The sequence below is a fragment of the Nonomuraea angiospora genome, from assembly GCF_014873145.1.
GTDB lineage: Bacteria > Actinomycetota > Actinomycetes > Streptosporangiales > Streptosporangiaceae > Nonomuraea > Nonomuraea angiospora.
Genome location: NZ_JADBEK010000001.1, coordinates 6,483,772 through 6,498,300, shown reverse-complemented (window position 1 = coordinate 6,498,300; position 14,529 = coordinate 6,483,772). Strand labels below are relative to the sequence as shown.

Genomic DNA, 14,529 nt, shown 5'->3' with positions numbered 1-14,529 from the left:
GGGCCGCCGTACCGCTATGAGGGCCCTATGAGGGCCCTATGACGGCTCTGCGGGAAATTCGAATAATCTAAATGAGCAGAACGAAACCTTTACCTCTGCCTTACGCGTCCTTCCGATAACCAGCCGATCCGGCTGTACGGAGGGAGGCCTAAATGGACCTGTTCCTGCTGATCCTTTCGGTGGCTCTGGCCGCGATAGCTTTCACCACCGCCTCCGCATTCAAACGCGAGCACGCCGACCCGGAGACGTCCCGTACTCGCGCCATGGGCCAGAAACTGAGCCACTACGAGATCGCCTATCTGGCGGGCGGCCCGGAGCAGGTGGCCGCCACGGCCATCGCCCTCCTGACCGGCTCGGGAGACCTGCGCGTCTCACGCGGGGGGCACGTCCACGGCGTCCACGCGCCATCGGTGTCGCGGGACCCCGTCGAGCAGGTGGTGCTGGCCGCCGTCGCCGGCAGTTCCGGACTCCCGGCGTCCGCGCTCAAGGCCGAGGTGCGCAGGAGCCTGGCGACGGCCGAGCTGAAGCGCGGCCTCACGGACGCCGGCCTGGTCCTGCCCGCCTACCGCGCCAGGCGGCTCGACCTGCTGGCCGCCGTCCTTCAGGTGGTGTCGGCGCTGGCCTTCGCGGGGGCCGTGGCGGCCGCGGTCACCGTGATCACCGAGGGCACCAAGCCGCTCCTGATGATCTCGCTGATCGCCCTGGCGATCATCGGCGCGGCCACGACCGCCGCGATCGCCAACCGGCGGAAGTCCCGCCGGCACAAGCTGACCGCCCACGGAGTGGAGCGGCTCGGCGAGGCCAGGAAGACGCACCCGCTGGGCTCGGGAGGCGGGCGGGTGCACACCGCGCTGTACGGCCCGGGCGCGCAGTTGAAGGCCGACCTGCGCGCGGCCAGAGCGGCCCGCCGGCCCAGGCGGCGGGCGACGTACGGTGGCGGATACGGCGGAGGTTGCGGCGGGGCGTCTCACCACGGCTGCGGCGGCACGTCGGGCTGCGGCGGCGGGAGCGGCTGCGGCGGCGGCGGTTGCGGGGGAGGAGGGAGCTGACATGGCCGAGTCAGGAGCCCGGCAGCGTACCGGGGTCGAGCTGGGGGTGGGGATCGGCTGGCGGGCCGAGCTGGACCTGTCCATCGAGCGGATGCCGGGCGTCGACTTCCTCGAGGTCGTCGCCGAGAACATCAGGCCCGCCGACCTCCCCGAGTCGTTACGCGTGCTGCGCGCCAGGGGGTTGCCGGTGGTCCCGCACGGGGTGTCGCTCGGCGTCGGCGGCGCCGAGCCGCCCTCCCCGGCCCGGCTCGCCCACCTGGCGGCCTGCGCGCAGGCGCTGGACGCGCCGCTGGTCAGCGAGCACCTGGCGTTCGTACGGGGCGGCGGCATCGAGGCCGGTCACCTGCTGCCCGTGCCGCGCACCCGCGAATCCCTGCGGGTCATCACCGAGAACGTGCGCAGGGCCCAGGACGCGCTGCCGGTGCCGCTCGCCCTGGAGAACGTCGCCGCCATCTTCGGCTGGCCGGACGACGAGCTGACCGAGGCCCAGTTCCTCGCCGAGCTGGTCGAGCGCACCGGGGTCGGGCTGCTGATCGACGTGGCCAATCTCTACACCAACCAGTTCAACCTGGGGCTGTCGGCCACGGCCGCGCTCGACGCCCTGCCGCTGGAGCACCTCGCGTACGTCCACGTGGCCGGCGGGTACGAGCACCACGGCATCTGGCACGACACGCACACCACCTCCGCGCCGGAGCCGGTGCTCGACCTGCTCACGGAGCTGTGCGCCCGCGCCACCCCGCCGGGCGTGCTGCTGGAGTGGGACGACGAGTACCCGAGCGACGCCGCCCTGGGGCACGAGCTGGCCAGGATCCGCACGGCGATGTCCGCGGCCGGGGAGCCCGGATGACGGACGGGCGCCCCGCCGAGGAGCTGGCCGAGGAGCTGGGCGAGACGGGTGAGGAGCTGGGCGAGGCGGGCGAGGAGCTGGACGAGGCGCGGCGGCGGCTGGCCGAGGCGCAGGGGCGGGTCGTGGCGGCGCTCGTCGCCGGCGCGGAGCTGCCCAGGGGGTTCGACCCGGAGCGGATGCGGGCGCAGGCGTCGAGCCTGGTCGCCAAGCGGCGCGGCATCGTGGCCAGGATCCGGCCCGACGCCGCCGCCGCGGCCGGCCCCGACCTGCCCGCGGCGTTCGCCGCCTACGCCCGGTTCCGCAGCGAGCCGCCGCCCGGCTATCGCGCCGACGCGGACGACTTCGCCGCCTGGCTGCGCGAGCGCGGCCGCCTGCCCGATCCGCCGCGCAAACCCCGCTGGTGGTCGCGTTTCCTGCCCTGAACGCCCCTGAACGCCCCTGAACGCCCCTGAACGCCCCTGAACGCCCTTGAACGCCCCTGGCCGCAACCGGCCAGGGGCGGATCCGGCATAGGCGGTTTAGCAGACATTCGTCCGGAAACCGTCAGAGAATGGGGGGATTGCGTTGTGTCGACGGTTCTTATCTGACCGTCACGCCAGTGGCATGCAAGGACAGCGTCGGCACGCCGTACGAGGTCACCCTTGAGCTGCGCCGCGACGGCACGCCGTACGGGAGCGTCGGGGAGCGGTGCGGCTGGCTGCTCGCCCGCCTGGCGCGCGGCGTGGACGAGGCCCGGCAGGGGCGTGGAGCGGCCAGGCGGTGGACCGACCCCGACGACAGGTTCCCCGACGAGGACCCGGACAGCGAGCTGTTCTCCTTCCGCTACCGCACCAGGGCGGGCCTGGTGGGCGGCGGGGAGCTGCGCTGCCAGCTCAGGACCATCCCCGTGTGGCAGGCCGCCAAGGGCGAGTGGCGGCTGACCAGAAGGGCGTACGTGGAGGCGTGGGGCTCGACGGGCGTGGGCATGCGGGCGGTGCTGACGTCGTCCGAGCTGTCGGTGTTCGTCCGGAGCCTCGTGGATGAGGCGGAAGGATGTCTGAAAGGTAGAGATCTAGCGAGGAATCCGCTAGACGGAGCAGGCACGGGCGATTCGCGGTGATAATTGCCTGTTGGGTCATGCGACCGAAGGCAACCGCTGGGGAGGCACTCCGTGGGCCTGCGCGATCTGGTCTACCGGCTGTATGAGCACAGGCTGGAGTCCAAGCTGTCGAAGGACATCATCCCCAGGCACGTCGGGGTGATCATCGACGGCAACCGGCGCTGGGCGCGCGCGATGGGCATGCGTGACGTCGCCAGCGGCCACCGCAAGGGCGCGGACAAGATCTCGGAGCTGCTCGGCTGGTGCCGCGAGACGGGCGTCGAGGTCGTCACGGTCTGGATGTTGTCCAACGACAACCTCAACCGGCCGAAGGAGGAGCTGGAGCCGCTGCTGCGCATCATCGAGGACGTGACGCAGGAGCTGGTGGACGAGGGCTGGCGGATCAGCCCGGTCGGCGCGCTGGATCTGCTTCCGGCCAGGACGGCGAATGTCCTAAAAAACGCAAAGGAAGCATCATCACACCGTCCAGGCCTGATTGTGAACGTTGCAGTTGGGTATGGAGGAAGGCGTGAGATTGCCGATGCGGTGCGCTCACTGCTCCAGGAGCAAGCGAGCAAAGGGGCGAGCATCGAGGACCTCGTCGAGGTGCTCGATGTGGAGCACATCGCGGAGCATCTCTACACTCGCGGCCAACCCGACCCGGACCTTCTCATCCGGACCTCGGGCGAGCAGCGCCTGTCCGGCTTCATGCTCTGGCAGAGCGCTCACTCTGAGTTCTACTTCCACGAGGCCTACTGGCCTGACTTCCGCAGGGTTGACTTCCTGCGGGCGCTGCGCGATTACGCTGCGAGACATCGACGTTACGGTTCATGACGCGACAACGGGGCATTCAGAACGTAACGTAGTAAATGTCCGACCGCAGGCCGGACATTTCGGAGAGGGCCCGCCTTTGCACCAAGATCTGCCGAGGGGGGCCGGTACCCGGCGCCGACGGCAGCTCATGGTCGGGGATGCGGGTCCGGTCCGAATCCCGCCTCGTCTGCAGGGCGCTCGCGCTTATGGGCGCCCGGGGGAGAACGTGTGGCAGTGTCCTCGAGCAACCCTACTCACCAGTCGGCCAAGCGCACGTACGTGCTGGACACCTCGGTCCTGCTGGCCGACCCGGCGGCAATGACGCGCTTCGCCGAGCACGACGTGGTTCTGCCGATCGTGGTCATCACCGAGCTGGAGGGAAAGCGCCATCATCCCGAGCTCGGCTACTTCGCCAGGAAAGCCCTGCGCTACCTCGACGACCTGCGGGTCCAGTACGGCAGGCTCGACGAGGCGATGCCCACGGAGGACGGCACGATCAGGGTTGAGCTCAATCACAGCGATCCGTCGATCCTGCCCGTCGGGTTCCGCCTGGGCGACAACGACACGCGCATCCTGACCGTGGCCCGCTCGCTGGCCGCCGAGGGCTGCGACGTGGTCCTGGTGTCCAAGGACCTGCCGCTGCGGGTCAAGGCGGCCTCGATCGGCCTGGCGGCCGAGGAATACCGCGCCGAGCTCGTCCACGAGTCGGGCTGGACGGGGATGGCCGAGGTCCAGGTGACCGCGGAGGACGTCGAGGCGCTCTTCGACCAGGGCAGCGCCGACCTCGAGGAGGCCAGGGACCTGCCGGCGCACACCGGCCTGCGGCTGCTGTCGGCCAAGGGCTCGGCGCTCGGCAGGGTGCAGCCGGACAAGTCGGTGAAGCTCGTGCGCGGCGACCGCGAGGTGTTCGGCCTGCACGGCCGCTCCGCCGAGCAGCGCATCGCGCTCGACCTGCTGATGGACCCGGAGATCGGCATCGTCTCGCTGGGCGGCCGGGCCGGCACCGGCAAGTCGGCGCTCGCACTCTGCGCGGGCCTGGAGGCGGTCCTGGAGCGCCGCCAGCACCGCAAGGTGGTCGTCTTCCGCCCCCTCTACGCCGTGGGCGGCCAGGAGCTCGGCTACCTGCCGGGCACCGAGGGCGAGAAGATGGGCCCGTGGGCGCAGGCGGTCTACGACACGCTCGGCGCCATCACCTCGCCCGAGGTGATCGAGGAGGTGCTCGACAGGGGCATGCTGGAGGTGCTCCCGCTGACGCACATCCGGGGCCGGTCGCTGCACGACGCGTTCGTGATCGTGGACGAGGCCCAGTCGCTGGAGCGCGGGGTGCTGCTGACCGTGCTCAGCCGGATCGGCGCCAACTCGCGGGTCGTGCTCACCCACGACGTGGCCCAGCGCGACAACCTCCGAGTCGGCCGGCACGACGGCGTGGTCGCGGTGGTGGAGAAGCTGAAGGGCCACCCGCTCTTCGCGCACGTCACGCTGACCAGGTCGGAGCGCTCCCCGATCGCGGCGCTGGTGACGGAGATGCTCGAGGACATCACGATGTGATCACTTGAGCTCGCCGCAGGTGTGCTGCCCCTCCGACCTGGAGGGGCGGTTCACGTTCTCCCGGACGATCTTCACCATCTCGTACGCCGCGTCCTGCTGGGCCGTGCAGACGATCTGCGCCATGCCGAGCCTGGTGAGCGTGCCGTCACCCCTGATGTAGACGGTCAGCGTCGAGGTGCGCGGAAGCTGGACCTCGTCGCGCTGCACGGGGTTCAGCGAGTCCTTGATCCCCAGGTACGTGAACCCGCGCAGCGCGGTGTCCCGGCCGCCGTCCAGAGGTTGCGAGGAGGCCGCGAAGAGCGCGCCGAGCAGGCTGGCGACGGTGTCGTTCTCGACGTCGGCCGCCTCCAGGGCGAGCTTGCCGTTCCTGATCAGGAAGATCGTCTTGGACGGCGGCGGGATCTTGATGGTGGGCGCGTTGCCACGGTCCTGGACGTCCGTGGGCGAGATGCCGCAGGCCGTCAGGGCGAGCAGGAGGGCGAACGCCAGAATGCGAACAGCGGTCATGAGTGTGGGAGCCAGACCGTGAAGAGCGTGCCGGGATTCTGCGGGCGTACGGAGATCGTGCCGCCGTGGAGGTGGACGTTCGCCCTGGCGATGGCGAGGCCGAGGCCGCTGCCCTGGCTGCGGGCGCGGCCCGCGCCGGCCTTGAAGAAGCGGTCGAAGACGTGCGCCAGCGCCTCGCGCGGTATGCCCTTGCCGTGGTCGCGCACCTTCACCTCCAGGCCGTTCTCCGTGCCTCTGGCGCTCACCATGACGGGGCGCTGCCCGTGCTTGAGCGCGTTGCCGACCAGGTTGGCCACGATGACGTCGAACCTCCTCGGGTCGAGGTTCACCGTCAAGCCCTGCGACGCCTTCACCTCCACCTGATCGCTCCAGCCGCGCACCTCCAGGCAGTCGGCGATGGCGTCGGCCACGTTCACCGGCTCGACGTTGAGCGTGGCCGTGCCCGCGTCGAAGCGGCTGATCTCGATGAGGTGCTCGACCAGCTCGCGCAGGCGCTCGATCTCCCTGAGGACCAGCCGGACGGCCTCCGCCGGCGCCTCAGGCAGCCGGCCCGCCTCCTCGGAGAGCATGTCGGCCACGGCGGTCATGGCGGTCAGGGGCGTGCGCAGCTCGTGCGAGACGTCCGCCACGAACCTGCGTGACATGGCCTCCAGCGAGCGCAGCTCGGCCACGCTCAGCTCCAGCGCCGCGGCCGCGTCGTTGAACCTGGAGGTCAGCTCGGCCAGCTCGTCCTGCCCGTGGACGGGCAGGCGCGTGTCCAGCCTGCCCTGGCCGAGCGCCTGCGCGGCCGCGCTCAGCCGCCTGACCGGCAGCAGCACCTGCCTGGCCGACAGCAGCGCCACGACCAGCGCGATCAGCACGATGGCGGCGCCGGCCTGGGCGAGCGTGGCCCTGAGCGTGTTGAGCTGGTTCTCGTCGCCCCGCATCGGGAAGAACGCGAACGCGCGCAGCCCGGTGGCCTGGGGAGCGCCGTCGACGTCGCGGTAGACCTCGGCGCCGACGATGAGCCAGAGCTGGTTGCGGATGACCTTGCGCTGGGTGACCACGCTCTGCTTGGCCCGGCCGTAGAGCTCGTTGGGCACGTCGCTCAGGGTCATGGGGCCCTCGGTGGAGACCAGCGTGCCGTACTCGACGATCACGCTGCGGCCCGGCCCGCTCAGCGCCGCGGCGACCCGGTCCAGCTCCTTGATGGTCGGCGCGGCCTCGCCGGGCGCGAGCTTGCCGATGGGGAACGTGATGCTGCCCAGCTCTCTGAGCACGAGGTCGAGAGAGGTGTTCTCCTCGCGGGTCACGAGCGCGGTCTTGGCCAGCTCGAAGCCGATGGTGGCGACCAGCAGCGAGGCGGTGACGGCGACGAGCGTGAACGTGATGACGAGCCGGGCGCGCAGTCCCGTGGGCAGGGGGATCACGGAGGGCTGAAGCGGTAGCCGAACCCGCGCACCGTGTGGATGAACACGGGCTCGGCCGGCTTCGGCTCGATCTTGGCCCGGATCCGCTGCACGCAGGCGTCCACCAGCCGCGAGTCGGCGATGTGCGTGTGGTCCCACACCTCGCGCAGCAGGTAGCGGCGGTTGAGCACCTGGCCCGGGTGCCGTACGAGCTCCAGCAGCAGCCGCAGCTCGGTCGGCGTCAGGTGGATCTCCTTGTTGGCCAGCATGACCTTGAGCGCGCCCCGGTCGATCACGAGGTCGCCGAAGGTGATGCGATCGGAGGCGGCGGACTCGGCCCTGCGCAGGATGGCGCGGATGCGCGCGTCCAGGACCCGGGGCTCGACCGGCTTGACCACGTAGTCGTCCGCGCCGGCCTCCAGCCCGACCACCACGTCCAGGTCGTCGCCGCGGGCCGTGAGCAGGATGACGGGGAGCTGGTCGAGCTTGCGTACGCGGCGGCAGACCTCGATCCCGTCGATCCCGGGGAGCATCACGTCGAGGATGGCGATCTCCGGGCGGCGGGCCCTGATGTGGTCGAGTGCCTCCTCGCCCGTCGCGTACGAGGTGACGGAATGCCCCTGCCGGGTCAGCGCCAGCTCGAGAGCCATGCGCACCGAGGGGTCGTCTTCAACCAGGAGGATGCCTGCCACGCACAAATTATTATTCCTTGTCCCTAATGCCCAAACTAAGTCACCAAACTGTGACGTGTCACAGATGGGACACCGAAGTAGTCGCGGCACCCTGGAAGCGGCCTCCCTTCGGTTTGCGGGCACCTGAGGGGGAGGCGTCCTTTGTGTGAGCAATATCACACTATTTCGGAAACGCCACGCTTACCAGCGAGTTAGCCAACGGGGTCCCAAGCGATTCCCGCGTTTCGGTTGCGAACCACCCCCCACTACAGGGCAAGCTCATGGTTCGTGAGCCCCGGTCCGCAGTTGAGTGAGCGCCCGTCGAAGGAAGACCTCCCCCCGGCGCGCCGGCCCAAGAAGCGCCTGAGCGTGAAAGCGGTGGTGATCACCGCCGTCTCGCTGGTGGTCGTGGTCGGCGGAGGCGGTTTCGTCGCCTACCGCGCCATGGAGAACGCCAAGAGGCCAGCCGTCACGCCCTTCACGCCCGAGCAGCTGGGCGCCATCGCCGGCGGCAGCTTCTACACGCCCGACCCCCAGAACGACGCGCTCAAGAACGCCGCCGAGCAGGCGGCGAAGGCGGACAAGCTCAAGGACGGCCGGGCCTCCGCGGGCAAGAACCCCGACATCGACTGGGTGGTGCCGAAGAAGGCGCCGGGCGGTGACGGCTTCCCCTCGGCGAACTTCCCGCCGGGCAGCAACCCCTCGCCGGGCAGCAACAAGGCCACCGCCAAGACCATGCTCGCCGGCATGGGCTGGGGCGACGACCAGTGGGGTTGCCTGGAGCGGCTCTGGCAGAAGGAGAGCGGCTGGAACGAGCGGGCGATGAACCGCTACTCCGGCGCGTACGGCATCCCGCAGTCCCTGCCCGGCAGCAAGATGGCCAGCGCGGGCGCCGACTGGCAGACCAACGCCGCGACCCAGATCAAGTGGGGCCTCGGCTACATCAAGGGCCGCTACGGCTCGCCCTGCGGCGCCTGGGGACATTCACAGTCGGTGGGTTGGTACTAAAGGGTCAACTTTCCCTCTCTAATCGGCAAGCCGCCGCGCCCGAACGTGCATGCGGGCCCACTCTGGCCGCATGGGTGTCAAGGTCAGCGTGATCGTCAATGTCCACAATCCGGGGGCCACCGCCGACGCGTGCATCCGCTCCGCCCTGGAGCAGACGATGCCCCCGGACGCGTACGAAGTGATCTTCGTGGACGACGGCTCCACGGACGGGATCGGCGAGCGCCTCGACACCATCGCCACGACCCGCGACAACGTGAGCGTGCTGCACCTGCCGCACACCGGGACGCCCATGCGCGGCCGCAACGTGGGCCTGGCGGCCGCCGCCGGCGACTACGTCTACTTTCTCGACCAGGGCGACCGGCTGGAGAAGGACGCGGTCGCCCGCATGCACGAGCGCGCCGTGGAGACCGACGCCGACGTGCTGATCGGCCGCCTGATCCGCGACTTCGGGCCGCCGATGGCCGCCTTCGAGCGCGGCACGGCCCGCGCCGACATCCTGCGCGACCGCCTGCTCCAGCTGCTCATGCCGCAGCAGCTCTACCGCCGCGCCTTCCTGGAGGAGCACGAGCTGGGGTTCACCGTGCCCGGCGGCAGGATGGCCGAGCAGGCGTTCGTGATGCGGGCCTACCTGCACGCCAAGGTCATCGCCGTGCTGGCCGAGCACGTCTGCTGCCACCTCGGCGACCGGCCGGGGGCCGAGGACGAGCCGCGGGCGATGGTCAGGGAGCTGAGCGCGCTGCTGACCGACATCGAGACCTGCGTGGGCGAGGGCCGTCAACGCGACCGCATGCAGGCCCACTGGTTCCGGTACGCCGTCCTGCGCCCGCTGCTGACCGCCAGGTTCGCCGACTCGTCGGTGGACCGGGGCCTGCACTTCCGGGTGGTGCAGGAGCTGGTCGCGGAGCGGTTCCCGGAGCGGCTCGACCGCTACCTGCCCGTCCAGCTGCGCGTGGTGGCCGCGTACGTGCGGATGGGGCGCCTGGACCAGATCGTGCTCCTGTCGAACTCCTCCAAGCGCGCCGGGCTCCGCGCCGACCTGACCGAGATGCGCTGGGACGCCCACGTCCTGGTGCTCGCGCTGACCGTGGAGGTCCTGTCGGGCGACGGCACGCCCGACAGGTACCGGGAGGACGGCGAGCGCCTGCACTGGATCCCGCCGCGCTCGCTGGAGACCAAGGCCCTGGACGAGAGCGTCACCGACGTCACCGAGGCGGTCGAGCGGGCCCGCATCGAGCTGTACGTGCGCCACACCGAGACGGGAGTGATCCACTTCCTGCCCCTGACCCAGCACGTGGAGCGCATCCAGGACGGCCGCCGCCGGATCCGCGTGCAGATCAGGGGCGAGGCTCAGCTGGACGTGACGGCCGCCGCGGTCGGCGAGCCGCTCAGGCCGGGCCAGTGGGAGGTGCACGTACGCATGTTCGGCGGCGCCAACCAGGCCAGGAGCCGGGTCGGCAGCTCGACGGGGCCGCTCAACTGCCTGGGCGTGCTGGCCCAGCGCCCCAGGACGCGCCTGGTGGTGCCGTGCTGGACCGACCACGGCGAGCTGGGCCTGGCCGTGGAGCCGCGCTCGTTCTCCGAGTCGATCGCCCTGGTGTCGCGCGGGGCGGAGGTCAAGCGGCTCGACGGGCACGTGTACGTCGTGCTGCCGGTGCCGTACGTGCCGCCGAGCGGCGGGCCCCCGCTGGAGCTGGTGCTGCGCAGCACCGGGCGGCGCGGCCGCGAGGTGTGCGCGCCCGCCCTGGTCGAGGCCGGCGTGCCCGGCAGGCTCGCGGGACAGCTCGTGGCCAAGGTGCCGGTCAAGCGGATGATGCCGCCACCCGACCAGCTCGGCCCCGGCGCCTGGCTGACGTCGCTGCGCACGGCGGAGGAGGAGATCGGGCTCAGGTTCGCGCTGGAGGTGCGCAGGGGCAAGATCCACGTACGGCCCGCCGCCACGGTCGAGCTCGGGCGGCGCTCGCCCATGGGCAGGGACACCGTCCTGCACCGGATCGGCAGGCGGCTGCCCGGCGCGCGTCACATGGTGCGCCTGGCGCGCGCGGGCAGGCACCGCTACCTCAAGGACTGACCCAGCCCTCCAGCTCCTCGAAGGCGCTCCTGAAGACCGGCAGCATGGGCTTCAGCTGCGAGGGAGCGCCGTCGCCTGGAGGAGCGGCGGGAGCGAAGCGACCAGAGCGGGGGAAGGCGGCGGCATCCAGGGCGACCGAGCCCGCCTCACGGAGTGAGGCCATGGGCAGGGGGTAGGCGTCCACCAGGCTGTCCAGGTGGTTGCCGCCCTCGACGCGGTAGTAGCGGAACGGCCGGTGCGGGCCGACCATCTTGGCGTAGACGTCGGAGTCGCGGGAGATCGGCAGCAGCGTGTCGAGCGTTCCGTGGATCGTGATCAGCGGCTTGGTGATCCGGCCGGTCAGCGCGATCTTCGCCACGGCCGCGTACGGCTTGCGCCGGTCGTAGTCGTAGTCCGCCGCCGCGCCCTGGTAGGACGGGTCCAGCTCCTTCTGGTAGAGCTGCTGGGTGAGCTCCCAGTAGTACTGCCGGTGGAACGGCCACAGGAACTCCGAGCCCGCCGCGAACCCGGCCGCCCGCACCCCGGCCTCGTCCGGGTACGCCTTCAGCGCGGGCGGCAGGAAGTTCAGCAGGTTGTCGCCCTTGACCCGCCAGAGCGTGCCCTCCCAGTCGACGCCGCCGTCGTAGAGCCAGCCGCGGTTCTCCAGCTGCCACCTGACCAGGTAGCCGCCGTTGGAGATGCCCGCCACGAACGTGCGGTGTGGTTTCTTGCCGTACCGCTGCCTGACGACGGCCTTGGCGGCCACGGTGAGCTGGGTGACCCGGTGGTTCCACTCGGCGATGGCGTCGCCGGGATCGCGGCCGTCCTCGTGGAAGTTCACGCCGACGTTGCCCTTGTCGGTGGCGGCGAACGCGTATCCCTTGGCCAGCACCCAGTCGGAGATCGTGTAGTCGTTGGCGTACTGCTCCCTGTTGCCGGGGGTGCCGCTGACGACCAGGCCGCCGTTCCAGTGCTCGGGGAGCCTGATCACGAACTGGGAGTCGTGGTTCCAGCCGTGGGTGGCGTTGGTGGTGGAGGTGTCGGGGAAGTAGCCGTCGATCTGGATGCCGGGCACGCCCGTCGGGTTGACCGTGGCGGCCGAGTGCAGCCCGGCCCAGTCGGCCGGGTCGGTGTGGCCGGTCTTCGCGGTGCCCGCCGTGGTCAGGTCGTCCAGCGTGGCCACCACGGCCTGCTCCGCGCCCGGCACCGTGAGCCGCGGGACCGGGGTGAGCAGGCTCGCCACCAAGGTGAGCGCGACGAACATCACGCCTCCCCGAGGTGAGCGGTCAGCAGGCGGCGGAACTCCTCGGGGTGCTCCAGGTGCGGGCTGTGGCCGCAGTCGTCGATGACGGCCTCGCGGTAGGGGCCGTAGCGCTCCAGCACGGCCCTGGTCTGGGTGACCATGGGCTGGGCCGGGGTGCCGGGGGAGCCGGGCACGACGCCGAGCGCGCCCAGGTGGGCCAGGTCGAAGAGCGACGTGTCGGAGACGATCACGTCGTCGGCGCCCCTGATCCACAGGATGGGCGGCTTGGGGTCGATCTCGTGGAGGTCGTCCAGGCGGAAGCAGGTGGGCGCGATGGCGTTGAGGATGCCGTGCTTGCCGGGGGCCACCCCGGGCCACTGCGCCGAGGTGACGGCGTCGCCCGGGTAGTTGGCCTCGCCCACGCGGGTGGTGAGCATCGAGCGTACGTAGAAGTCCTCGTCGGCGATCCCGGGGTGCTTGACGTACGAGGAGCGGAAGACGTTGCGCGGCGACGTGGGGGATTCGTCCGACATGTCGCCCGCCTTGAGCCGGGCCACGAAGTCGGGGTTGGCGGCGCCGGCGCCCGCTCCCGTGCCGTCGGGGTGCGTGAGGCGGCCGTCCGGGCCCTCCGTGCCGCCGAAGCCGTACGGGGAGATGGGGTTGACCAGGGTGACGCTCCGGACGGCGGCCGGCCGGTCGCGCAGGACCTGCAGCACGATGCCGCCGCCCAGGCTCCAGCCGACCAGGTGCACCCCGTCCAGGCCCAGCGCCTCGACCAGCTCGATCAGGTCGTCGGACCAGTCGCGCAGGCCCCTCGTGGCGTCCACGGGCGCGGGGTCGCTCTCGCCGAACCCGCGCAGGTCGACCGCGAGCGGGCGGTAGCGGCCGGGCAGCGCCGCCATGCTGTCGCGCCAGAAGGCGGCCGAGGAGACGTTTCCGTGGACGAACAGCACCGGCTCGCCGGTGTCCCTGCCCTCGACGGTCAGGACGTTCTGGGTGAGTCTGGGGGTGGTGACCTTCATCGCGCGTGGATCCTCTCAGCCAGGTCGCTGCCCTGGGTCTCGCGCGCGGCGTAGACCGCGCCCAGGGTGAGCAGCGCCGCCAGACCAAGGTAGACGGAGATGGGCAGGCTGCTCGAGTAGCTCTTCAGGAGCGCGACCGCGATGATCGGGGCCAGCGCGCCGGCCACGATCGCCGACAGCTGCGCGCCGATGGAGACGCCGGTGTAGCGCATCCTCGTGCCGAAGAGCTCGGAGAAGAAGGCCGCCTGCGGGCCGTACATCATGCCGTGGAAGAGCAGGCCGACGGTGATGGCGAGGGTGATCACCAGGAAGTTGCCGGTGTCCACGAGCGGGAAGAACGCGAAGATCCACACCCCGATGCCGGCGGCGCCCGCCAGGTAGATCGGGCGGCGGCCGATCCGGTCCGACAGCGCGCCCCACATCGGGATCGTGATGAAGTGGATGGCCGAGGCGATCAGCACCGCGTTCAGCACGGTCGAGTTGTCGATCTTGACTGACTTGGCGTACGTGATGACGAAGACGGTCAGCAGGTAGAAGGAGATGTTCTCCGCCAGGCGCGCGCCGATCGCGGTGAGCACGTCCTTCCAGTGGTGCCGCAGCACGCCCACGATGGGCGGCGCCTTCTCCGGCGGGGCCTCCTGGAACACCGGCGACTCGGTGATCGTCAGGCGGATCCACAGGCCGATCAGCACCAGCACGCCCGACAGCAGGAACGGCACCCGCCAGCCCCACGCCAGGAACGCCTCGTCCGACTGCCAGGCGGCCAGCGCCGCCAGCACGCCGGTGGCCAGCAGGTTGCCGCCGGGGGCGCCGGCCTGCGGCCAGGAGGCCCAGAAGCCGCGGCGGGCCGTGTCGCCGTGCTCGGAGACGATCAGCACCGCGCCGCCCCACTCGCCGCCGAGCGCGAAGCCCTGCACGAGCCGGAGCGCGGTCAGCAGCAGCGCCGCCGACGGGCCCAGGGTCTCGTACGTCGGCAGGCAGCCGATCAGGAACGTGGCCGCGCCCATCGTCAGCAGGCTGACGACCAGCAGCGTCTTACGGCCGATCCGGTCGCCGAAGTGGCCGAAGACCAGGCCGCCGAGCGGACGGGCGACGAATCCGACGGCGTAGGTGAGGAACGCCAGCAGCGTGCCGGTGAGCGGGTCGGACTCGGGGAAGAAGAGCTTGTTGAACACGAGGGCGGCTGCCGAGCCGTACAGGAAGAAGTCGTACCACTCGATGGTGGTGCCGATCAGGCTCGCGGCGACGATCTTCTTGATGGAAGTGGCCATGCCGGTCACGGTAAGGAGTGACCGGCGTCACTTATAT

General features: G+C 70.8%; 14 protein-coding genes. 8 read left to right on the top strand and 6 right to left on the bottom strand.

What is annotated here, in order from left to right:
* Positions 1-152 precede the first annotated feature (152 nt).
* The 6 genes from H4W80_RS29260 to H4W80_RS29235 all read left to right on the top strand — a co-directional run bounded on the left by H4W80_RS29260 (position 153) and on the right by H4W80_RS29235 (position 5,335).
* Positions 153-1,049, top strand: coding sequence for a TIGR04222 domain-containing membrane protein (locus H4W80_RS29260; RefSeq protein ID WP_192788028.1), 897 nt, complete (start codon positions 153-155; stop codon positions 1,047-1,049).
* Position 1,050: 1 nt separating this feature from the next.
* Positions 1,051-1,896 (top strand): MbnB/TglH/ChrH family RiPP precursor modification enzyme, encoded by an 846-nt coding sequence (locus H4W80_RS29255; protein ID WP_192788027.1) that lies wholly within the window; start codon positions 1,051-1,053, stop codon positions 1,894-1,896.
* Positions 1,893-2,318, top strand: a complete 426-nt coding sequence (locus H4W80_RS29250; protein WP_225963721.1) for an SCO6045 C-terminal-like domain-containing protein — start codon at positions 1,893-1,895, stop codon at positions 2,316-2,318. Before H4W80_RS29255 ends, H4W80_RS29250 begins: the two co-directional genes overlap by 4 nt.
* 176 nt (positions 2,319-2,494) lie before the next feature.
* A complete protein-coding gene (locus H4W80_RS29245) occupies positions 2,495-2,995 on the top strand; it encodes a hypothetical protein (RefSeq protein ID WP_318787110.1) in 501 nt (166 codons plus the stop codon).
* Between the two features lie 51 nt (positions 2,996-3,046).
* On the top strand, positions 3,047-3,808 hold the full coding sequence (locus H4W80_RS29240) for an isoprenyl transferase (RefSeq protein ID WP_192788025.1): 762 nt from the start codon (positions 3,047-3,049) through the stop codon (positions 3,806-3,808).
* A gap of 258 nt (positions 3,809-4,066) precedes the next feature.
* Positions 4,067-5,335, top strand: coding sequence for a PhoH family protein (locus tag H4W80_RS29235; protein ID WP_192793800.1), 1,269 nt, complete (start codon positions 4,067-4,069; stop codon positions 5,333-5,335).
* Here H4W80_RS29235 and H4W80_RS29230 read toward each other — a convergent pair whose 3' ends face one another.
* The 3 genes from H4W80_RS29230 to H4W80_RS29220 are packed head-to-tail and all read right to left on the bottom strand — an operon-like array spanning position 5,336 to position 7,922.
* On the bottom strand, positions 5,336-5,842 hold the full coding sequence (locus tag H4W80_RS29230) for a hypothetical protein (RefSeq protein ID WP_192788024.1): 507 nt from the start codon (positions 5,840-5,842) through the stop codon (positions 5,336-5,338).
* A complete protein-coding gene (locus H4W80_RS29225) occupies positions 5,839-7,251 on the bottom strand; it encodes an ATP-binding protein (protein WP_192788023.1) in 1,413 nt (470 codons plus the stop codon). The genes H4W80_RS29230 and H4W80_RS29225 overlap by 4 nt, the downstream gene beginning before the upstream one ends.
* Positions 7,248-7,922 (bottom strand): response regulator, encoded by a 675-nt coding sequence (locus H4W80_RS29220; protein WP_192788022.1) that lies wholly within the window; start codon positions 7,920-7,922, stop codon positions 7,248-7,250. Before H4W80_RS29220 ends, H4W80_RS29225 begins: the two co-directional genes overlap by 4 nt.
* 348 nt (positions 7,923-8,270) lie before the next feature.
* On the opposite strand from H4W80_RS29220, the gene H4W80_RS29215 reads away from it, so the two are divergent.
* Positions 8,271-8,909 (top strand): aggregation-promoting factor C-terminal-like domain-containing protein, encoded by a 639-nt coding sequence (locus H4W80_RS29215; protein WP_318787108.1) that lies wholly within the window; start codon positions 8,271-8,273, stop codon positions 8,907-8,909.
* Between the two features lie 70 nt (positions 8,910-8,979).
* Complete coding sequence (locus H4W80_RS29210) at positions 8,980-10,977, top strand: glycosyltransferase family 2 protein (protein ID WP_192788021.1); 1,998 nt, start codon at positions 8,980-8,982, stop codon at positions 10,975-10,977.
* Here H4W80_RS29210 and H4W80_RS29205 read toward each other — a convergent pair.
* From H4W80_RS29205 to H4W80_RS29195, 3 genes are read right to left on the bottom strand one after another with little or no spacing between them, the layout of a single operon-like run.
* Positions 10,967-12,220: a tannase/feruloyl esterase family alpha/beta hydrolase gene (locus H4W80_RS29205; RefSeq protein ID WP_192788020.1), complete on the bottom strand. Its 1,254-nt coding sequence runs from the start codon at positions 12,218-12,220 to the stop codon at positions 10,967-10,969. The two genes, H4W80_RS29210 and H4W80_RS29205, sit on opposite strands and share 11 nt — an antisense overlap.
* The gene (locus H4W80_RS29200; protein ID WP_192788019.1) at positions 12,220-13,221 is read right to left on the bottom strand and encodes an alpha/beta fold hydrolase; all 1,002 of its coding nucleotides are present in this window, start codon (positions 13,219-13,221) and stop codon (positions 12,220-12,222) included. The genes H4W80_RS29205 and H4W80_RS29200 overlap by 1 nt, the downstream gene beginning before the upstream one ends.
* Positions 13,218-14,492, bottom strand: a complete 1,275-nt coding sequence (locus H4W80_RS29195) for an MFS transporter (RefSeq protein WP_192788018.1) — start codon at positions 14,490-14,492, stop codon at positions 13,218-13,220. The genes H4W80_RS29200 and H4W80_RS29195 overlap by 4 nt, the downstream gene beginning before the upstream one ends.
* Between the last annotated feature and the right edge of the window lie 37 nt (positions 14,493-14,529).

Excerpts from the sequence above, each read along its gene's own strand:
- H4W80_RS29230 (WP_192788024.1), bottom strand. The coding sequence starts at position 5,842 with ATGACCGCTGTTCGCATTCTGGCGTTCGCCCTCCTGCTCGCCCTGACG.
- H4W80_RS29260 (WP_192788028.1), top strand. The coding sequence starts at position 153 with ATGGACCTGTTCCTGCTGATCCTTTCGGTGGCTCTGGCCGCGATAGCT.
- H4W80_RS29200 (WP_192788019.1), bottom strand. The coding sequence starts at position 13,221 with ATGAAGGTCACCACCCCCAGACTCACCCAGAACGTCCTGACCGTCGAG.
- H4W80_RS29210 (WP_192788021.1), top strand. The coding sequence starts at position 8,980 with ATGGGTGTCAAGGTCAGCGTGATCGTCAATGTCCACAATCCGGGGGCC.
- H4W80_RS29205 (WP_192788020.1), bottom strand. The coding sequence starts at position 12,220 with ATGTTCGTCGCGCTCACCTTGGTGGCGAGCCTGCTCACCCCGGTCCCG.
- H4W80_RS29195 (WP_192788018.1), bottom strand. The coding sequence starts at position 14,492 with ATGGCCACTTCCATCAAGAAGATCGTCGCCGCGAGCCTGATCGGCACC.
- H4W80_RS29255 (WP_192788027.1), top strand. The coding sequence starts at position 1,051 with ATGGCCGAGTCAGGAGCCCGGCAGCGTACCGGGGTCGAGCTGGGGGTG.
- H4W80_RS29250 (WP_225963721.1), top strand. The coding sequence starts at position 1,893 with ATGACGGACGGGCGCCCCGCCGAGGAGCTGGCCGAGGAGCTGGGCGAG.